Source organism: Rhodopirellula sp. SH410 (assembly GCF_055811895.1).
Genome location: NZ_CM147949.1, coordinates 7,741,706 through 7,761,549 on the forward strand (window position 1 = coordinate 7,741,706; position 19,844 = coordinate 7,761,549).

Here is a 19,844-nt window from a genome sequence, read left to right on the forward strand (position 1 = left end):
GAATCGCGTTCATCTTCAGTCGGCGAGGTGCTGGTGTGACACGTTATCAAAGAATCCCTTGATGTCAGCATCACTGATCCAGTTTACCTTCCGCGTGTCGATGAATCCTCCCAGCGTCGACAATGCCTCGTGACAAGATTTGCCTGGACGGTAACCATACGAAGTATCGTAAAAATCCACTTCGTAGATTTGTTCCAGGATCATCACGACTGCGCGTTGGACAAGTTTATCCTCCACGCAAGCGATACCGAGCGGTCGCGTTTTCCCATTCCCCTTGGGAATGTTCTTTCGCAAGCTCGGCTGCGGGCGGTACGATCCTCGATGGAGTCGTGTGAGTAGACCGCGAAGGTTTGCTTCGAGATCTGCTTCATACTCTTCCACCGTGACGTTATCAACACCAGGCATTTGCCTCGTTTGAGTCGGCGAAACGCGTACCACAACAGCTCATGAGTGAGCAGCGAAAAGAGGTTATTGAAAACCCCTTCGTGGTCAGCCTTCGCTCTCTGAGAGATGCGATCCAGCCGAGTTCGCACCGAGTCTCCGTCACTGAGTACGGTCGGTGCCCGGTCTGGACCGCGTGTCATCCCGATCCGCTTCCCTGCTCCGATATTACTCGGCATGTCGCGTCCCGATTGGCATTCGGGCCGCTGCGGTACTACTGGATCGTCCGATTCCCTGAGCGTCATTTGTCTTCGTTGCTTATTCCACTTTTAGGACATACTCGATCGATCGAGATCGGAAGTCGCGAATCGATCAAGAACCTCAGGGCCTCACTGGTTGCCTGATTGACATGGTGTGTAGCGCGAGCGGGGCGCCGACTCCGGATCTCCACTCACAGCTTGCCGGTAGCGCTGTGAGCAATGTTGCCTTAAGGCATGCACAAACCTTGGGCAGATTCAACAGTTACAAAATTTCGGAGCTAATCCCGTTCACGGTCACAGGGCTACCTGTGATCCATTCACCCTCACTACCTTTCTGTGTACGCTTCAACCAACGACTTCGGCAACACGCCTTATATGTTGGCTGCAACACTCGATACCGGGCGTGTGGCTAGCACTTACCCAGACGGGATTCACACCCGCTTGTCAATCAGACCTTGCCAGTCCGCACGTGCATTCGATTGTTCTGCTTTCGGGGTTACGAATGCGCCATCGCATTGAGGGCGGTAAGATATCCGGCAACAAACAAGACGTGTGGAACGATCGCGATCAGCAATCGAGTGTACGGATTCTGAACTGTGAACGCAAGAGAACCGCATATACCGCCAAGCAACGTTCCAAGTCCAAGGTAGCCGATTAGTTGGTCTCCCTCGCCGAAATCGTGCGCAATGTCCGCAATCCAGAGCAGCGCTGAGAAACATAAAAGCGGTAGGAAAGTTGCAACCCAGGAAATTCGCGTTGATTGAAACCACCACCCCGTGGCGACGCCCATCGCAACGAACGCAGTGACGGGCACCGTCACTGCAAAGGACGCAATGTATGAATCATCGGAAACGAGCAGGCTCGCAACAGATTTCTCAATTCCCAATGCGGTGATGAACGCCATCCCGAAAAGTGAGCACCCAGTGGCTATCCACGCGGTCTGCGCTGCGTTCGTCAGCGAAGGGCCGTCCGTTCGAATCGACATCGCTTGTGGATCCCCTGGCGGCGTGTACGGATTCAATGCTGCAACTTACTCATTCTAAATAGCAGAACGGCCGCGATGACCGAGTCGCGGCAATGTGGTTTCCATTTCAAAGGGCGCTACCCGCGACTTCGGGAGAGTAGACCGGGGTCTCTTTGGTTTAGGTTACTCTTTGTGTTCACTGTTTGCCACTGGTTTCCCGTTGTGGTGTCACAATATTTGAACCTTGCCGCATTGACCCTCGGCCCCTCGCAGATCCGGACGTGCCGCGTTACAGCATCCGGCTCCCAGATGTCACTTGTCCCTCGCACTCAGCAACTCACGGTTCATCGCGATCAGGTCCTTCAATTTGGTCGGCCCCGCCAAGGGATGAAGTTCCGTGAAGCGATTGAAATCGTCCCAGTTCACATAGCTATTCTGACTCCGACGGCTCAAGTGACGCTTCGCCATCCGACGAACCTTGCTACGATACGCCATCAGCATCGGCCAATTGTCATTGATGCCGTAGTACTGATAATGACCGCGAAGTTTCATGTTAAGCGTTTGCCGCATCTCGCCGACCGGTGTCGACAGCTGATGATGAAACCACAGACGCATCTCCATCAACTTCACACGAAGTTTCTTGCCTGACGTTCTCCGCTTCAGTTTGAACTTCCCTGCACGCGACTGGCCACAGTAATGAGTGAATCCGAGGAAGTCGAACGTGCTCGGCGCGCCTTCGCCACGTCGCTGGTGATCGCGACGTGCAAAACGTCCGAACCGGATCAACTTGGTTTTCTCCTCGGCGACTGACAACGAGTAACGGCCCAGTCGCTTAGGCAACACCGCTTGGTATCTCATCGCATCGGTTTCGAGCTCAAAACAACACACAAAATCATCAGCGAAGCGAATGATTTCCGCTTCTCCTCTGAGTCGCGGTTTGACTTCACGCTCGAACCACTCATCCAACACATAATGTAAATACACATTGGCGAGCAGCGGTGAGAGACTGGCTCCTTGCGGAACGCCGTCTTCGGTGGCCTGCAACCGGCCTTCGATCATCACCCCTGCTTTCAGAAAACGTACGATCAGCCGCAGCAACTTCGGATCGCTAATGCGTCGTCGCAGTAGCTCTTCGAGGTGCTGGTGTGACACGTTATCAAAGAATCCCTTGATGTCAGCATCACTGATCCAGTTTACTTTCCGCGTGGCGATGAATCCTCCCAGCGTCGACAATGCCTCGTGACAAGATTTGCCTGGACGGTAAGGATGCCATGAACAATAAGTGACGGGTTTACCGTAGTGGATCTTGTTAAAGATCCTGTTCTGGATGGATCTTTAACAAGATCCACTACGCCAGTTATTGATCCCGCGTTCCTAACCATACGAAGCATCGTAAAAATCCACTTCGTAGATTTGTTCCAGGATCATCACGACTGCGCGTTGGACAAGTTTGTCCTCCACGCAAGCGATACCGAGCGGTCGCGTTTTCCCATTCCCCTTGGGGATGTTCTTTCGCAAGCTCGGCTGCGGGCGGTACGATCCTCGATGGAGTCGCGTGAGTAGACCGCGAAGGTTCGCTTCGAGATCTGCTTCGTACTCTTCCACCGTGACGTTATCGACACCAGGCACTTTGCCTCGTTTGAGTCGGCGAAAGGCGTACCACAACAGCTCATGAGTGAGCAGCGAAAAGAGGTTGTTAAAAACCCCTTCGTGGTTCGCCTTCGCTCTTTGAGAGATGCGATCCAGCCGGGTTAGCACCGAGTCTCCGTCACTGAGTACGGTCGGTGCCCGGTCTGGACCGCGTGTCATCCCGATCCGCTTCCCTGCTCCGATATTACTCGGCATGTCGCGTCCCGATTGGCATTCGGGCCGCTGCGGTACTACTGGATCGTCCGATTCCCTGAAAGTCATTTGTCTTCGTTGCTTATTCCACTTCTAGGACATACTCGATCGATCGAGATCGGAAGTCGCGAATCGATCAAGAACCTCAGGGCCTCACTGGTTGCCTGATTGACATAGTGTGTAGCGCGAGCGGGGCGCCGACTCCGGATCTCCACTCACAGCTTGCCAGTGACGCTGTGAGCAATGTTGCCTTAAGGCATGCACAAACCTTGGGCAGATTCAACAGTTACAAAATTTCGGAGCTAATCCCGTTCACGGTCACAGGGCTACCTGTGATCCATTCACCCTCACTACCTTTCTGTGTACGCTTCAACCAACGACTTCGGCAACACGCCTTATACGTGGGCTGCAACACTCGATACCGGGCGTGTGGCTAGCACTTACCCAGACGGGATTCACACCCGCTTGTCAATCAGACCTTGCCAGTCCGCACGTGCACCACTTGGTTCCCCGCTCGTTCGGAGGTCAGAATCTAGATCGATTCTACGGTATCGGGGTTGCGCAATTCAAATCATCACTCGATGTCCGCGCAGTTCGAGCCACTTCGTCCGTGCTGCGATCATGAACTGCTCAGTTGTGTGGCGTTTGTGTCGCGTGGTGCGGGAGGCGACTTCTGTGCCAGCGGTAGGCGAAGGCCAATGACAGGGCGAGCAACATCAATCCAAGTGCCAGGGAGACGCCGATAAACGATGATGGGTCGACATCAAAACCAAGTATCGAGAATTCGGCATCGTAAGTTGCGTATCGCGTGCCCGCTGGCATCGGTCGCGTTGCGTTTGCGGTCATAAGCGACATCCCGGGCGCGGAAACAATCGCTGCCAAAAGGAAAGATGCGATCGACAGTAGAAGGAATCGGCGCGTACGTAATTCGCCGCTCTTCGATGTAACAGATGGCGTTTGGTATGGATTCACGATCGAACGTTACATGTCGGGGAACGAATTGCGATCTATCCGCATGCCAGGCGTCGAAAGATCCCGGCTTTGCCGATTGGGGTGCTCGCCTGACGTGCGGATAGATCGTGCGTTGAACTTTGTCGCCACACTGCTGGGCTCGCGTACCGAGTGATGCGGCGGTGACGACCACGGTCTCTATTCTATCGCGTAGTAACTACCGGATTCTAGTCCTGGGAGCATTGCCTGGCTGCTTGGAGCACTCTCTGGATCCAGCGTCGCCGCCGCGACTGCGTATGCACCTTCTACCTGGTGTTTCAGGTACCAATCGTAAAAACCGTCACCATTGGCACCGTCCCAGAACGCTCGATCTGATCCTTGCAACGAGCCGGAGTACCAGGCTGGCACCGTTTTGCTGCCACGTGAAAATATCTCTCGCCAAGATGGACGCGGAGTCGTCGATACCACTCGCAGGGTCGCCTGCTCGCAACGCGGGCACGTTGGCTGGGTCGATCTTGGTTCGGTGGCCTCAGGTTCCGCGGGTGGGAACTCCATCGCGCCAGCGGCATACGGTAGCTCGGCGGCGTTGATGTCATCGATGCAACGCTGCTGGTAACTCGCTTGTTGACTGTTGCTCCAACCGCCAAAGTATCTTGTTTTCGTCAGTTGATCGGGCTGGATATGGAGGCACCAACTACGCACGAATTCAAGTGTCGACAGCGTCACCGGAACTTGCCTTGACTCTCCGCCCTGCTTCGTTCCCTCACGAGCCATGAATGTCACTTCGTGTTCGTCTGCGGTGACGATGCGTGAATTGCTGATCGGTCCACCGGTCAAGTAACGCGTCAGGTAGCGTACCAAGTCGCTCGGACCACTCGATTCCGATGGTGGTGGTTGGATGTAGCTGACCCACTCCAGCGATGAGAGATGTTCGATTAGCGAATCCCAGGCAGCAGCCTCTCGCAAGTCACCATACTCACTGTCTGTGTCGAGTTTGAGTTCGCCACGCTCCCGCAACCGTTCCAAGTGCGAGATCGCAAACTTACGAAATGAGGCGCGGAGATTGATCGCATCGACCAAGTAGTGACTGTCGCTGTTGTTGGACTGTGGCGGTGCCGTGCTGATCTGCCAACCGCTGTTTTTAACGCCCGGTCCCGCCCCGGGGACTAACGCATGGACGTGCCAGTGGGCTTCCAGTTTTTGGTTCCACGTGTGCAACACCAAGATCGCCGCAGGATCATAGCCCTGTTCACTGCGGATTGTTTTTCGAAGACTTTTCCAGGCCGATCGGAACAGCAGGTCGGCGAGTGACTCGCGATTACTGAGCGCCAACCGCGAAAGCTGGCTCGGCAATGTGAACACGACTTGGTAGTAGTCCACTTCATCGAGCAGCAGCTTGCCAGCCCGCTCGGCAAAGTCGTATCGTTTGCTGCCGCTGCACTGATTGCAGTGCCGGTCACCACACGAATTGTAAACATGGCAAGTCGACTCGCAGTTGTCGCACTGGTACTTGTGTCCGCCCAGAACAGAGGTGCGGCACAGCGATAGCTTGGCCAACACACTCTGCACGTGGTAACATGCTCCGCGATCACGATACTCGGCGACGTACTCAGCCGCACCGAGTCGAATGATTTGAGCAACGCTGAGTTTCTTGTTTTCTGCCGTTACTCGGCTGGATCGCCAGGCGGCTTGCTCTCCGGTTCGTTGGCCGGTTCCTCCTTGGGCGTCTCGCTGGTCTCCGGCTGGCAGTTCTCCGCGGGTGGTTGATACGTCGGCAGTTGCTGCACGGGCAACCAGTCCAGTGGACTGGGCGTCGAGATCATGTGCTCTCGTCGGCAATGCAAATAGATCATTGTCGTGACGAAACTCGCGTGGCCAAGTAGTTTGCTGATCGTCAGCAAGTCTACACCCGCTTCGAGTAGCCCCGTCGCGTAGGAATGACGAAGCGTGTGCGGCGAGATGCGTTTGCGAAGCTTCGCCATACTGGCCGAGTGCTTGATCGCCTTGAGAATCGACGTGTGGTTGTAAGGACGGTCCGGCAGGTTGCCGGGGAACAAGAGAATGCTCGGTTTGTAGATCAGCCAGTAATCTCTCAGCTCGGTCAAGAGTCTCGGTGAGAGCGGCACTTGTCGATCCTTGCCTCCCTTGCCGTGGCGGATGTGAATCTGCATCCGCTGCGAGTCGACGTCGACCAGTCGCAGATTGGCGGCTTCGGAGAACCGCATCCCGGTCGCGTAGAGCGTCGTCAGGAAGGTTCGTTGTTTGAGGTTCTTGGTGCACGTGAGCAGCTCGTTGACTTCTCTGCGGCTGAGGACCACAGGCAACGTCTTAGGGCTCTTCCCAAACGGCACCATGGAGACCGGCCATGGGACACGGATCGAATGGGTGTAGAGAAACCGTAAGGCACAAACGGCTTGGTTGAAGCTGCTATATGCGAGATTCTTGTTTTCGATCAGGTAAAGCTGGAAGCTTCTAACGTCTTCCGGGGTTGCCTGGTCCAGGGGCTTTTTAATGAAGTCACCAAACCGTTTGGCGTGGTAGGTGTAAGCATCGATCGTCGCGCCCGCCATATGGCGAATCTTCATATCCTCGGCGAGTCGCTGCGTGAGTGGGCAAAGGCGTTTCTGGTACGGAGTCATGCTGGGTATTCCAGTAGGTAGGCAACTTGCCAGCTCCCGAAGTGGGAGTGGTCAAGCAGGAGCCCCAGTACAGTTGCCGTCACAAGAAGCGCAACCTCTTTAATCACTTTAATCGTTAAACGGACGAAATAGGTGTCGCTCCCATCCCCTACAACCGGCCCGACACCGAAGTCCTTGCTCACGCCACATCTCACCGCTTTGATGTTGTCGACGTAACATGCTTGCCTTGAAACGCTGGGTGAGAATCACATCAGCGGAGACGCCCGATTTCCAGCACCGGTATCCCAAAGAAAAAAGAAAACAGCGAGCGTAGCTCATCACTTCAGTTCTTGGCTGGCATGGATGCCAGCCCTCCGCCCGCAGGGATGCGGCCAGTCATCTGAAAGCTGAATACCCCAAGCTGCACAGGAGCAATTCGATTAAGTTCAACGGTTGCCGTCACCGGGCACGGAGAGACGACTTTCAATTTTGTGAAAACGCGCAAGCCGTGCTCCGCGTGCACGGCATTGTTATTCGCCCGTTTTAGACGTAAGCAGATCGTTAACGTAGGAACGGACGTACTTGTTTGGGTCTGCAATCAGCCGATCAAGCGCCTCAGGCAGGTGTGAAGATTGTATCAGGTGGAGAACGTTGAGCGCAGCGATCCGAGTGTATTCGTAGTCATCGTCAAGGTTGCCGACAGCAATGGCTTCAGCTTCAGCCGGTGAGAAAGGTGCGAATGCCATAAAAGATCGGCGTCGAACATACTCATCTGCATCAGAAAGAAAGGGACGTATCAGCTCAGCGCCGTCATTCAGTCGTGCGTTTCCGACAGCAACCGCGAGTTGCCATTTCGCATCCGGTTCATCGCAATCAATCGCATTCTTAGCAAGGGTCCGCAGTAGATCTGGATAGTTGGCTATGGACTCGATTAAGTGCTCGCATTCGTTGTCGCGAGCCAAAACGTAAAGCAAATCATGTAGGGAAGATGATTCAATGGAACCATCGGAGCATGAATCAATCAGCGAGATTCCGGAGGCCCAAAGAGCGTTCCAGTGCGGGAAGTCGCATTCCCATTCGCCGTGGCGGTGGGGATAGGTTTCGGCCCAATAGCGGAATCGCTGGATTTCTGTTGCGAGTTGAGCCATGACTCTTCAGTCGGATAACGAATTGCGATCTATCCGCATGTCAGGCGTAGAAAAAGCTCAACTTTGTCGGTTGGGCTGCTCGCCTGACATGCGGATAGATCGTGCGTTGAACTTTGTCGCCACACTGCAGGGGTTGTGTACCGAGTGATGCAGCAGTGGCGACGACGGGCTCTATTCTATCGCGTAGTAACTGCCAAATTCTAGTCCTGGGAGCATTGTCTGGCTGCTTGGGGCACTCACTGGATCCAGCGTCACCGCCGCGACTGCGTATGCACCTTCTACCTGATGTTTCAGGTACCAGTCGTAAAAACCGTCACCATTGGCACCGTCCCAGAACGCTCGATCTGATCCTTGCAACGAACCGGAGTACCAGGCTGGCATCGTTTTGCTGCCACGTGAAAATATCTCTCGCCAAGATGGACGCGGAGTCGTCGATACCACTCGCAGGGTCGCCTGCTCGCAACGCGGGCACGTTGGCTGCGTCGATCTTGGTTCGGTGGCCTCAGGTTCCGCGGGTGGGAACTCCATCGCGCCGGCGGCATACGGTAGCTCGGCGGCGTTGATGTCATCGATGCAACGCTGCTGGTAACTCGCTTGTTGACTATTGCTCCAACCACCAAAGTATCGTGTCTTCGTCAGCTGATCAGGCTGGATATGGATGCACCAACTACGTACGAATTCGAGTGTGGTGAGCGTCACCGGAACTTGCCTTGACTCACCGCCCTGCTTGGTTCCCTCGCGAGCCAGGAACGTCACTTCATATTCATCCGCCGCGACAACGCGTGAATTGCTGATCGGACCGCCCGTTAAGTAGCGAGTCAGGTAACGCACCAAGTCGCTCGGCCCGCTCGATCCCGAGGGCGGCGGTTGGATGTAGCTGACCCACTCCAGCGACGAAAGATGTTCTAGCAGCGAATTCCAGGCAGCGTCTTCCCGCAAGTCGCCAAACTCACTATCCGTGTCGAGTTTAAGCTCGCCAAGTGAATCCAGAGGGACACAGCACCTTTCCAGGTTGTGCATGACCGAACCTATCGGGTGGGATTCCGATTGCCGCCGCCAGAATGTGTTCGCAACTGAGAGTCGGATTGCATCTTCGCCCGAAAACCGACAGTTGGGATGCTGTGCGCGCACACCTCTCTGCGCCGGCAACCCTAACCGAGGATCTTCATTCCGAACGAGGAGCGAGACGGATTAGTCCGTGGCAGTTAGAAGCTCACGGGCGCGGCGGCGAAGGTGATAACGACGATGCGTCCGATGACAACGCATCGAGTCGACACACTCAGGACGCCCCGCCACACTGCAGAACAATCGACCAAAGTCGCTCACCAGTTCACACCAAGTCGCGGTATCCAGGCCCAGCCGAACTAGAATCGGTGGCGAGCCGCCGGGTGTCCGACCTCGTTTACCAGGGGCCGTCTGTCTCGCTGTCCACTCCAGCAACTCCAGGTAATCCTCGGTCGGCATCGCCAGAAAGCCTTTGTCGCTACAGCGTTTTCCCGATTCACTCTCGCACGCCCCAATCGGATCGGACTGCTCGTCAATAAAGACAGGCGACAAAAACCCGTCACCGCCCATGGTCGACCGACGGCTCCGCCCGTCGTGAGCCTCCCCACCACAGTCTGCAGCATTACAGCATAAGGATCCAGAGGGACACAAGGATCCAGAGGGACACAGCACCTTTCCAGGTTGTGCATGACCGAACCTATCGGGTGGGATTCCGATTGCCGCCGCCAGAATGTGTTCGCAACTGAGAGTCGGATTGCATCTTCGCCCGAAAACCGACAGTTGGGATGCTGTGCGCGCACACCTCTCTGCGCCGGCAACCCTAACCGAGGATCTTCATTCCGAACGAGGAGCGAGACGGATTAGTCCGTGGCAGTTAGAAGCTCACGGGCGCGGTGGCGAAGGTGATAACGACGATGCGTCCGATGACAACGCATCGAGTCGACACACTCAGGACGCCCCGCCACACTGCAGAACAATCGACCAAAGTCGCTCACCAGTTCACACCAAGTCGCGGTATCCAGGCCCAGCCGAACTAGAATCGGTGGCGAGCCGCCGGGTGTCCGACCTCGTTTACCAGGGGCCGTCTGTCTCGCTGTCCACTCCAGCAACTCCAGGTAATCCTCGGTCGGCATCGCCAGAAAGCCTTTGTCGCTACAGCGTTTTCCCGATTCACTCTCGCACGCCCCAATCGGATCGGACTGCTCGTCAATAAAGACAGGCGACAAAAACCCGTCACCGCCCATGGTCGACCGACGGCTCCGCCCGTCGTGAGCCTCCCCACCACAGTCTGCAGCATTACCACCCGACCCGCTGGCGACCGCTGCTTCGTCCACAAACGCCTCGATCCGCCGCTGGACCGACGTGTGATCGCTCTGCTCCAGCGTCTCGGCCATCGCAGCCCGGATGGGATTGAGGTCCACATATGCGGCGCACGCCAGCAGCGAAGACTCATCAGCCAGCCGAGTAGCATGATACCGATCTTGGAAGAATCGACCGTTTTGCTCGTCTTCACGGTTAGCCCGCATTGCCACACGCTGGCACAACAACCGCATCCACCAACTGAAACTACTCAATCGCTTGCGGATTTCCGCTCGCTTGATCGGGCAACCTGCGATGGACTTGATCTCAGGAACCGTCGGCGTCATCGGTGAACCATCCGCATGACGTCGCTGGGGACACAGCATCAGCCAGCGTCTGGCCACTTCTTCATCACTCCAGGCTGCCACGACATCCGGTCGTGACCTGAGTATCAGATGAAAATGATTCGACAGAATCGAAAAACAGAGCAGATCGACCCCGAAATAAGCAGCGAATTGCTGCAAATACTCCTCAATCCAGACCTTCCGATGGTCGAAGTTTTTACCCGAGACCGGGTCATCTCCCAACAGAAAGCACCTGCGACAAACGCGGGTGTAAACATGTGCCACCGCTACCTCGTCGGGATCAAAGATCTCGCACCGTGCCATTCGAGACATCACACACCTCGCATTCTCAGGGAAACTGCCGCAAGCGTCAAACTCAGACTACCCCCTCGCGTGGCTGCTGTCAAAATACACGACAAAGTGCTGTGTCCCTAATGTCTTCCGTTTTCACAAAGTGCTGTGTCCCTAATGTCTTCCGTTTTCGGCTTTTCAGACTAAGTGACTGAAATCGGAGCCTCAGAGAGAGAAGGGACGTCTAATGGCCGAAGCAATTAGGGTAAAAAGGATGAATGTCGCGAGCGGAATTGCAGTAGGATTCGTCAATGAGAGTTCCGTAGACGAACATGACCCTTTTTGCCCGATTGCACTGACCTTAAAGAGGAGATTTTATGTCTGATCCATTGTTATCGATTCGCAATCACCACGCCGCCGGCAGCGGCGATCCTCCGATTGTTTCCCAGGAAGACGGCAACACGTATATCGGCTATTTTGAGAACCGGTATGGCGAGCAGTGGATTTACATTTCTGATCGAAAGACTGGCGAATCTTATCTGCGTGGCGGCGACATTGGATGGAATACACGACATCCGGTTGTCGCAGGCGAAGTAGGGAACTTGAATCTTAGCGACGAAGAACGTTTGTGGCTGAGTGCCTGCGTGAAGGCAACGCAGAGATGACAATTCGCATCCTGACCAATCTCAATGCTGCTTTTCAGGGGTTCCGCTGATGCTTATTTCGTGAAGCCTCAACGATCCCTATCAAAATCCTCTTCCTGCTCGGCTGGCACAGCGTTATGGGTGGCATCAAACCGACGTTTCTCTAGAACACTGGTCAGGACCGTATCAATCCGAAACTTGATGACGATGATTTCGATGCTGCGGTCACAACGCCACAAGCGGAGTTCGATGAGCACCAATCGGATGTGATCGTTGGTTCATCACGCGGTGGTGCGATCGCGATGAGTATCACGTCAGGTGATGGCTATCTCCGATGTCCCGCTGACGACGACACATTGTGTCCTTACGGTGAGAACAAGCCAATGAAAGGCGTCCAATGCGACATGACCGAAACCGCCTTTCTGTGTACGCTTCAACCAACGACTTCGGCGATTCGCCTTATACGTTGGCTGCAACACTCGATACCGGGCGTGTGGCTAGCACTGACCCGGACGGGATTCACACCCGCTAGTCAATCAGACCTTGCCAGTCCGCACGTTCATCGCAATTGTTCGTAGACCACCCTGGATCGGGCGTTGGATTCGAGCGTTGAACGGTGCGGAGTGTTGCGGAGTGGAATGATTTCAGTCTACAAGCGAGGAGCGGAAGCCGATGGGAAACTCCAACTCCAGCTAATCCGCCGACTACACCGGCTGCTAGCATGGTGAGCAAGCCGACCCAGTGGAATACGCGAGGGATAAACCATATGGTCAATTGCAAGCAAACCATAGTCACGAAGAGCGAAAATAAAACAAAGAACGCGGTTCCATAGACAATGCGTTCGCGTCGATTCAAACGCGACGGGACACCGTCTCCGGACTGACAGTTCAACGTCATTTTATCAGCAACTACAGCCTGAGTTCAAAATATTTCAGTCTACGAACGTTTGCGATAACCGCGAAATGTGATCGTATCGGAGGCGCGTAAAATGGCGCAGCCACACCCGCCGTAGCGGAGCGCACATTTCTGCGGTTCATCGCCGTTGTTCGTAGCGTACCCTCGATCAAGCGCGTCGCGGAACACCGCTAACCGCCTTGCCCCGAGCCTATTCGATGCCAACAACGCAAGCGTTTATGTACCAGTTCAATAAGTAACCAACGATTGGGATACGAAACAGCGGTCGAATTGGCCGGTAGAAAACGCCAAGGATACTATCCGGAAAGCTTTCGGGATAGTGGAAATGAAGAACTGCATGAATGGCAGAAACAGGGCCAATCGATAAAACGTAAAAGAGTGCGAGCAAGAGAGCACTAATGCCGCCGGAACGAATTGGCGTAGCTTGATTCGGGGAAAGTCGCCATTTTATCAAGAAGCCAGAATAGTGCCTCGATAGGTCCATTGATATGGTTTCGCCAGCGTGGTGTTGTAGTAGTCAATGAACGCCAAGATCATGTCCTCAACATGATCCGTGGATGTAAAGCTCAGCCGGCGAAGTAGCTTCCGGCGAAGCGTTCCGAACCAGATCTCGATTTGATTGAGCCACGAGCAATGGCGAGGTGTGAAAATAAAGCGAATCCGATGAGTCGGGTCACTCAAGAACTCTCGGCGACTTTCAGTTGATCCTAAAATGCCGCTTTTTCCTTTGACACCGAGGTCTTGGGTGTATCCGATTATGGCGGCAATCATCTGCACCATCGTCTCGCTGCAATGTGTGTTGAGGTTATCCATGATAAAGCGATAGTTCGCGTCCTCGCCTCCTTCGCAAATGATATTGTTGATGTTTTCGAGCATATCGATTTCACCGCGTGTCTTGCGAAGCAGTGGAGCCCAGATCTTGCCAGTTGCCACGTGAAGGTTACCAAACAAACCCGTCGTTCCATGTCGCTTGTACTCGTACTCCAAGCGAGCCACATTGCCTGGCCGGACCGGCAAGTCTCGTGCAATCCGCTCGAGCGCTTGGATGCCGGTCATCTCATCGATACAAATCGTGTGAACCCCCAGACGATGATAGAGGTCGATCGCTTCGCTATACGCATCACAGATCGCATTGACCTTCAAATCAAACATCGGATCTTTGGTTTTGTCTTTCGAGAACAGCCAGTACTGATGATGATGCGGTCGGATGTCCATGCGAGCGAGTAACCGACGCACCCATCCACCGCTGATCGCAAACCCGTTTGGGATTCGGCCCATCTGGTCGGCCAATTCGTCGCTGCTCCATTGGCTAATCGGGCGTCCGGAGTCCTGCGGATCTTCGCACGCTTTGGCAGCCAATTCGGCCTGCTGGGCGGACGTAATTCGTGCTGGTCGACCTGAGCGTTTAATGTCGCTGAGCAGCTCAATGATCGCCTTCTTCAAAGGGCCAATGCCTTCGCCACATTCAATGCTGATCAGCCGTGGCCAGTTGTCTCGCCAGCGTCGCCGCCACGTTCCGATCGCATCGTGACCCAAACCAATAATCTGCTCAATCTCTTCGTTGTTGTTCCCCTCGTGAGCAAGCAAAATAATGCGGCTCCGCGTCTGCAAGCCAACCGGTGTCGACCTGGCCGCAACGAACTCATCGAGCAACGCCTTTTGTTTCTCAGTCACCTGCACCTTAGCCGCCTTGCCTGACATGTCCCACTCCGTGAAAATGCGAAAGATACGTAGTTTCCGTTGTAAACGCATTTCACGCCAGAGCAATTCGTTCCGGCGGCACTAACAGCGTACGCTCGAACTTTCCTTCGGGCAGTCATGTCATTGGATGCGGCGAACAAAGCAAGTCGCAAACCTAAGTACCCCGACACACCACCCACAACAGCAGTTACGCCGTGTGGTGAAACACGGTAGCCAGCAAAAACCATGGCACATATGAGAACTGAGACCAGCAGTTGCGACAGGGAAAATGGCTTTGACATATACAGGCTTGAGTCTTCAAATACCAGCGTCTACGAACGACCCGCATCACGGGGCGGCGGGAGTTGATGTTGACTTCGGAATTCGCTGGCCACCGCCGCTCCTGTGCAGTACGCCCAACGATGGGCGTGATCTTGTGGGGTGCAAGTCCCCTGTACTTAGTTCCGGTTCCTTCGAAGGGAGTCATCATACCAGATGGATAGCTCATAAGAAGATAGTACGAGGCGAGAGCAACTGCGGCGAGGTGACAGACCGTGGGGAGGAAGCCTGCGAAGATGATCGATAAGCCAGCGAACAACACGTGCTGGACGTCTTCTCGCCAAGACCTGCCAGGATACGAACAGAAACCTCATACGAGGCCGACGACTCCAGGCGAGCGGGCTGCTGACCGCGAAGCCGAACCGGAAGAAAGAGCGGAGGTAGATGAGGAAGCAAAGCTCAAGAGGCAATGGGCAAGCACCGGGCTTCTAGAACATAGGACTTGAACTTCGGCTAGACGCTCGCGGTTCTAACTGCGACGGACGAAGTAAATCTGAAGGGAAAGTGACTCAACCGTCGCGTCTACGCGAAGTCAAATCTTTATTGGTTATGCCGATCTATATTGCGCAAAGTGTTGGCGAACATGCATGCCGACCAACTCGGTCAACCCGGGTTTTGATTTGTAGTACGCTTTTTCTTGGTCACGAAACCGTCCGTTTTTGTAGGGTGCCGTGAAGTAGTCCCATGACTTACCACGGTTCTCCCATTGATCACGGTAGTCGATGCCTCGGTATTCTTGGTACGCAGATTCGATAAGTTGTGCAAATGGCGTCTGTCCAAGCGCTCCGACATCATCAACAAGGAATTCGTCGAACACGCCGCCAGCATTCGTGAAGAATTGATGAAATCCCCCATTGTTGACCTGTGAATCAAGTGTCAGCAATGTGTAGACCATTCGCCAGTGTGAAGGTAGCAAATGTACCTTTGAATCATATCCACCTTTTGCCTCGTCCAGGGATCGTCGCGCTTCATTGAATGCATCCCACGCAAGTTCTCGATTTTTTTTCTCGAGAGCCTCTTGTGGAATCCCGCGGGGTCGTGGTACGCGTCTAGCGTAGAACCAGTCTTCGAATTGAATGCGTAATTGTCTGAGCATGATTCGAAAGGAATAACGCGAGGATTCACGTGGCCGGGCCGTGAAGGGCTGGAACTGCAAAAACAGGTGACGCCCGGCTCTCGTGCAATCCATTGTTATTTGCCGAGTTGGGCGATCGTCAAAACGGGAAGCGATCAACAGTATGGTTCGATATCGCGAGTATCGCGGCGATTTGTAGTACAGCAAGCACGCAAATGTATGCCACAGTACGGTATGTTGAGCGAGCGAATTGCAATCGGAAGTAGGTAACCGCAACGACCAAGGTGCCCAGCAATGTAGCGAGTTTAAGGAGGTTTGCAAATTCGCGTTGGATCAGCACGTTCAGGCCATCTTGCAGCCATAGGGCAAAGAGCACGGCGAGCCAAGCGTAGCAAGTCGCGATTGCGAGCAAGACCAACCTCGAGCGTGAAGTAGAGATTGAACGAAGGCTCATCGAATCTTCAGCAGCGTTGTCCATCGGCGGCCTGTATGGACTTGAGTTCTGAACGATGCGATGATGCTCTCTAAATCAAATAACGGCGGGCATAACCAAGACGCGGCGAACGACTCACCACTTCAAAAACCTCGACTCCGCGTCTTCGGTTCATGCGTACGCCCGACATGGGCGTGAACTTGTGGGGTGCCGCTTCCTTCGGGAAGCCAGTCCCCTGTAAGAAAACGGAACTTGAACGAAGGACAGCATACCAAATGTAATCGATCAAGAAGAAGTACTAGGCGAAGGCAACTGCGGCGAGGTGACAGACCGTGGAGAGGAAGCCTGCGAATGTGGCCGGTAAGCCAGCAAAGAATCGTCGCTGGCACGCATTCTCGCCAAAGCTGCGAGGTGACGAACAGAAACGTCGTGGAGGCAGGCGGATGTTGAGGCGAGTGGCCCCAGGCCCACGAAGCCGTTTTCCGACAAGGTCCGTTTGTAGACGACGCACTTGCGCAGCGAAAGTTCACGTCCCTTATTCGGGGAGATCTGTAAGCGTACCCGTGAGTAAGGCTTGACCTGAAAGGCGGGGCGACCGGGGTGACCCGACTCGTGCGAGCAGAAGTCAGCAGAGGTCGTAGTACCGCACTTCTTCGCAGCCAGCGGAGACGGGAAGGACCGAACGTTTCTTGACAAGGAAGAACCATCCATGAACTCAGTCGATCCGAAACACACAGAACCGACCTCCGACAACCACAAAGGAGCGGAGGAAGCAAACGGCCCGTGCTCTTCGGAGTCCCTCACAGGTCAAGTCGACTCGGCGATCATGGAGAAGCCAGCCTTGGACACCGTGGCCATGAACCTCATGGAACAAATTGTTGACCCGGCCAATCTTGAATGTGCCTGGGAACGAGTCAAAGAGGGGTCCGCAGCAATGCGGCCCCTTATCTCGATCATGGTTCTGCCTTCCTGTGAATTCACATCCTTCAGACTAATTCTATAGGTCGATTTCGCGCAGTTTAAGCCATCTGTGCCGTTCTCCCAGTAAATGCTTTGCGGATGTTGCGATTACTCGGCTGCCAGCGGCCAATGAATATCCAATGTCGCCCAGAATGCTCAAGCCAGACTGGTTGCCGATCATGGCCATTGGGATCGAATATAATGCAGCGAGATCGCAATACCGTTGAATATTATCGAGATCCTTCGTAATCCTTTTTTCAGCGATTGCGGCTGAATTTCGCAGCTCTTGTTCAGCAAGGATTGCGAGCGTTTGGTCTTGGTCAGCACACCCGTCAATTCTCTTCGTGACGTCGCTTAGCAGGCGACGAAGCGAAGCAATTTCGGGACTATCTCTCAGCAGAAGCAGTTGATACAGTCGGCCCTGCGCACCGACGATCCAGTCCTCTACGCCGTAGGAATCCGTGTAACACACTGAACCGTTGTCCCCGCAACGCCCGCAATTAAAAACGGGCGGAATGAACTCGCACTTCGGCAAACGCAACACATCACTTTTTTCGAACACAGACTTTGCTGCGCGCGGATGCGCAATTTCCGGATCAAGCCCACCGCAATAGAGCCATCTGACTGCATGATCGTCACGTTCCGATCCGAGCCAAATTGAATTGGTTGCTTGGGACACGACTAAGTGAGCCGCAACCGAATCCAAATGGTTGATGCAATATTCGTTCGCGCCTAGCGAGAGTTGATCGGTCGGCGTTGCCGGGTCGAGATTTGCGGACGTTGGCATTCCAATCGGTAACAGTCCACCGTTTGCAGTTTGGGTCAGACGATTACGTACTGCGTGGTAAGTGAAGATGGACGCCTCCTTTATATCCTCATCTATTGGTACTGCTTGAATCACATTCTCACGTACCATTGTTTCCCATGCATAACCAAGCGATCGATTGATAACTTCGTTGCTGCGTTCAAATCCAACATCAACGGGTGCATTCCCCTAAAAAGGACGCTGAGGACAAGCGATTTACGGGATCAGGTCGCCAAGGCAGGAGAGTCTTCAATTTTGATGCTCATGTTTTTCGGTTCCCAGTCCCAGCTGTCATGGGCTTCGGTGCGGCGGAACTCCGATAGGTCCGACATTGCTTGATCCCATTGATCAGGAACCACTTGGCTGCGTACTTGAAGCATCGACTCGGCATGTTCACTCTTCCAGAACATCGCATTGCTCTTGAGCCGTAGATTGATCACTCGACGGATACCGCTCTCGATCGCACCGCTTCCGCAAGGAAGACCAAGTTGTTTGAAGCGTACATACTTCAAACGCCCCGCTTCGCCGTGACGATGAAGATAAGAAATCTCAGTCGCAAGTGCTACGTTCGGTTTGTCGGTGTCTTGTAGTTCATTTAAGTCGTCAACGACCTGTTGCCATTGGCCGTTTCGAAGCTGGCTGCGGAGGTGACGATACAACGGGTTTCGTTCCTCGACGCTTAGGCCCAATGAAGCCAGTGCCTGCGAAATGTGATGCACTGCATGGCAGCAATCCAAGACTTCATAGGTCGGGACATCCTTCAGTCCGGCAAGCTGGATGATGCGGTCGATACGATCCCAGATCCAGGGAGCACCATCGGCGACGAACGTCACACTGAGGGCTTCCGCCGCACCAAGCCGATGAAGATGCATTGCCACCACCTCGGCGATCGCATCAGGACCAAGCAGCGTCCCGTCGATGGTCGCTTTGGTTTTCTTGACCATCTTGCCGTGCTCGTCATGGATGAAGATCGTCATCAGCTTCGGCTCACGCCAATCCGCCGAAAACGTTCGACGTGGCGTGCTCTTGGAACGTCCCGGTGCGTTACCAGTCAGCAAGCCGTTTTCATTGGTTGGTTCAATGACAGTGGATTTTGGCTTCATTTCGCCACGAATTTTCATTCGCCCGCCGTCGATTTGCACTGACACGCGTTTGCCCGATAGCTCGCTGGACGCTTTGAGTTGCTTGCTCCGCAACTGTGCAATGCGGTGTCGTCGCAATGCCAACAATCCTGCACCGCACTGATAGGTGATTCGCTTGACTGTCTTGATGTCGATATCAATTCCCTCGCGAGTTAGCTCCTTGTGAGCAAACGCGATCGAAGGACACAACGCCATTTGACGGGCCACCTTGCTTTGCAACCCGGGCGAGACGCCTTTGCCAAATCCGAACTGCGATAAAGTAATGTCTAGCCCGACCCGCGGCGCGTCGTCTTTACGAAAGCGTTTCTTCTTGGGAGCGCAGTACAAGGTGACCGCCCAAACGACCATGCCCCCGAGTAGTTGAACGGCGACGGAGCGTTCGCGACCCTTCTGAAGCGGACGAGAAAATTCTCTCCTTGTTTGTTCAGCCGCCTCCAAAACCTTGCCTTCTTTGATAGTCGCCGCCATCAAACCAGCAACCAGCAAGTCGGCTCCGTGAGCGTACGCCCGATGCACCCTGCGTTCGATGGATTCCAGGTCGCCTGGGCAGTTGATCAGTTGCTGTGTCCATTGCACTGCGTCGACACTGATCTGAGAAGTAAAGCGAAGAATCATTTCTTGATTTGATTCGATCAATTTGCCATGCGATCCATCCACGGTCATTCCCTCCATTAGGTCACCAGCATCCTTGCCACGAGTTAGAATTGATCCATCAAAGCAATCAATTCTAACCTCGGGAAGTCAGGCG

At 54.3% G+C, this 19,844-nt stretch carries 18 protein-coding genes; 1 reads left to right on the plus strand and 17 read right to left on the minus strand.

What is annotated here, in order from left to right:
• Positions 1–15: 15 nt before the first annotated feature.
• The 11 genes from SH410x_RS28370 to SH410x_RS28420 form a co-directional block, all read right to left on the minus strand.
• Positions 16–405, minus strand: a complete 390-nt coding sequence (locus tag SH410x_RS28370) for a reverse transcriptase domain-containing protein (RefSeq protein ID WP_473672986.1) — start codon at positions 403–405, stop codon at positions 16–18.
• Between the two features lie 732 nt (positions 406–1,137).
• Positions 1,138–1,626 (minus strand): hypothetical protein, encoded by a 489-nt coding sequence (locus SH410x_RS28375; protein ID WP_473672988.1) that lies wholly within the window; start codon positions 1,624–1,626, stop codon positions 1,138–1,140.
• A 291-nt stretch (positions 1,627–1,917) separates the two neighbouring features.
• Positions 1,918–2,934 (minus strand): reverse transcriptase domain-containing protein, encoded by a 1,017-nt coding sequence (locus SH410x_RS28380; RefSeq protein ID WP_473677426.1) that lies wholly within the window; start codon positions 2,932–2,934, stop codon positions 1,918–1,920.
• A 45-nt stretch (positions 2,935–2,979) separates the two neighbouring features.
• The gene (locus SH410x_RS28385; RefSeq protein ID WP_473672990.1) at positions 2,980–3,516 is read right to left on the minus strand and encodes a hypothetical protein; all 537 of its coding nucleotides are present in this window, start codon (positions 3,514–3,516) and stop codon (positions 2,980–2,982) included.
• Between the two features lie 561 nt (positions 3,517–4,077).
• Positions 4,078–4,293 (minus strand): hypothetical protein, encoded by a 216-nt coding sequence (locus tag SH410x_RS28390; RefSeq protein WP_473672992.1) that lies wholly within the window; start codon positions 4,291–4,293, stop codon positions 4,078–4,080.
• 303 nt (positions 4,294–4,596) lie between these two features.
• Positions 4,597–6,147, minus strand: coding sequence for an IS91 family transposase (locus tag SH410x_RS28395; RefSeq protein WP_473677319.1), 1,551 nt, complete (start codon positions 6,145–6,147; stop codon positions 4,597–4,599).
• On the minus strand, positions 6,063–7,037 hold the full coding sequence (locus SH410x_RS28400) for a tyrosine-type recombinase/integrase (protein WP_473668613.1): 975 nt from the start codon (positions 7,035–7,037) through the stop codon (positions 6,063–6,065). Before SH410x_RS28400 ends, SH410x_RS28395 begins: the two co-directional genes overlap by 85 nt.
• A gap of 509 nt (positions 7,038–7,546) precedes the next feature.
• Positions 7,547–8,164: a HEAT repeat domain-containing protein gene (locus tag SH410x_RS28405; protein ID WP_473672994.1), complete on the minus strand. Its 618-nt coding sequence runs from the start codon at positions 8,162–8,164 to the stop codon at positions 7,547–7,549.
• A gap of 171 nt (positions 8,165–8,335) precedes the next feature.
• Positions 8,336–9,184: a transposase gene (locus SH410x_RS28410; RefSeq protein ID WP_473672996.1), complete on the minus strand. Its 849-nt coding sequence runs from the start codon at positions 9,182–9,184 to the stop codon at positions 8,336–8,338.
• Between the two features lie 171 nt (positions 9,185–9,355).
• Positions 9,356–9,721 carry a hypothetical protein gene (locus tag SH410x_RS28415; protein WP_473672998.1) on the minus strand — a complete coding sequence of 122 codons (366 nt, stop codon included), beginning with the start codon at positions 9,719–9,721 and terminating at the stop codon, positions 9,356–9,358.
• A 308-nt stretch (positions 9,722–10,029) separates the two neighbouring features.
• Positions 10,030–11,145: a transposase gene (locus SH410x_RS28420; protein WP_473672999.1), complete on the minus strand. Its 1,116-nt coding sequence runs from the start codon at positions 11,143–11,145 to the stop codon at positions 10,030–10,032.
• A 335-nt stretch (positions 11,146–11,480) separates the two neighbouring features.
• On the opposite strand from SH410x_RS28420, the gene SH410x_RS28425 reads away from it, so the two are divergent.
• On the plus strand, positions 11,481–11,768 hold the full coding sequence (locus SH410x_RS28425; RefSeq protein ID WP_473673001.1) for a hypothetical protein: 288 nt from the start codon (positions 11,481–11,483) through the stop codon (positions 11,766–11,768).
• A gap of 68 nt (positions 11,769–11,836) precedes the next feature.
• On the opposite strand, the gene SH410x_RS28430 is transcribed toward SH410x_RS28425, so the two are convergent.
• From SH410x_RS28430 to SH410x_RS28455, 6 genes are all read right to left on the minus strand, one after another.
• Positions 11,837–12,004: a hypothetical protein gene (locus SH410x_RS28430; protein WP_473673003.1), complete on the minus strand. Its 168-nt coding sequence runs from the start codon at positions 12,002–12,004 to the stop codon at positions 11,837–11,839.
• A gap of 1,108 nt (positions 12,005–13,112) precedes the next feature.
• Positions 13,113–14,414 carry an IS630 family transposase gene (locus SH410x_RS28435; protein WP_473672979.1) on the minus strand — a complete coding sequence of 434 codons (1,302 nt, stop codon included), beginning with the start codon at positions 14,412–14,414 and terminating at the stop codon, positions 13,113–13,115.
• Between the two features lie 814 nt (positions 14,415–15,228).
• The gene (locus SH410x_RS28440) at positions 15,229–15,915 is read right to left on the minus strand and encodes a DMP19 family protein (protein ID WP_473673005.1); all 687 of its coding nucleotides are present in this window, start codon (positions 15,913–15,915) and stop codon (positions 15,229–15,231) included.
• Positions 15,896–16,210, minus strand: a complete 315-nt coding sequence (locus tag SH410x_RS28445) for a hypothetical protein (protein WP_473673008.1) — start codon at positions 16,208–16,210, stop codon at positions 15,896–15,898. Before SH410x_RS28445 ends, SH410x_RS28440 begins: the two co-directional genes overlap by 20 nt.
• A 976-nt stretch (positions 16,211–17,186) precedes the next feature.
• A complete protein-coding gene (locus SH410x_RS28450; protein WP_473673010.1) occupies positions 17,187–18,050 on the minus strand; it encodes a hypothetical protein in 864 nt (287 codons plus the stop codon).
• A gap of 128 nt (positions 18,051–18,178) precedes the next feature.
• Positions 18,179–19,753, minus strand: coding sequence for a hypothetical protein (locus tag SH410x_RS28455; protein ID WP_473673012.1), 1,575 nt, complete (start codon positions 19,751–19,753; stop codon positions 18,179–18,181).
• Positions 19,754–19,844: the final 91 nt, after the last annotated feature.

What these genes read in the sequence shown, in the direction of transcription:
- SH410x_RS28370 (WP_473672986.1), bottom strand. Translation starts at nt 405, where the DNA reads ATGCCTGGTGTTGATAACGTCACGGTGGAAGAGTATGAAGCAGATCTC.
- SH410x_RS28435 (WP_473672979.1), bottom strand. Translation starts at nt 14,414, where the DNA reads ATGCGTTTACAACGGAAACTACGTATCTTTCGCATTTTCACGGAGTGG.
- SH410x_RS28425 (WP_473673001.1), top strand. Translation starts at nt 11,481, where the DNA reads ATGTCTGATCCATTGTTATCGATTCGCAATCACCACGCCGCCGGCAGC.
- SH410x_RS28375 (WP_473672988.1), bottom strand. Translation starts at nt 1,626, where the DNA reads ATGTCGATTCGAACGGACGGCCCTTCGCTGACGAACGCAGCGCAGACC.
- SH410x_RS28385 (WP_473672990.1), bottom strand. Translation starts at nt 3,516, where the DNA reads ATGACTTTCAGGGAATCGGACGATCCAGTAGTACCGCAGCGGCCCGAA.
- SH410x_RS28405 (WP_473672994.1), bottom strand. Translation starts at nt 8,164, where the DNA reads ATGGCTCAACTCGCAACAGAAATCCAGCGATTCCGCTATTGGGCCGAA.
- SH410x_RS28410 (WP_473672996.1), bottom strand. Translation starts at nt 9,184, where the DNA reads ATGCACAACCTGGAAAGGTGCTGTGTCCCTCTGGATTCACTTGGCGAG.
- SH410x_RS28390 (WP_473672992.1), bottom strand. Translation starts at nt 4,293, where the DNA reads ATGACCGCAAACGCAACGCGACCGATGCCAGCGGGCACGCGATACGCA.
- SH410x_RS28400 (WP_473668613.1), bottom strand. Translation starts at nt 7,037, where the DNA reads ATGACTCCGTACCAGAAACGCCTTTGCCCACTCACGCAGCGACTCGCC.
- SH410x_RS28420 (WP_473672999.1), bottom strand. Translation starts at nt 11,145, where the DNA reads ATGTCTCGAATGGCACGGTGCGAGATCTTTGATCCCGACGAGGTAGCG.
- SH410x_RS28445 (WP_473673008.1), bottom strand. Translation starts at nt 16,210, where the DNA reads ATGAGCCTTCGTTCAATCTCTACTTCACGCTCGAGGTTGGTCTTGCTC.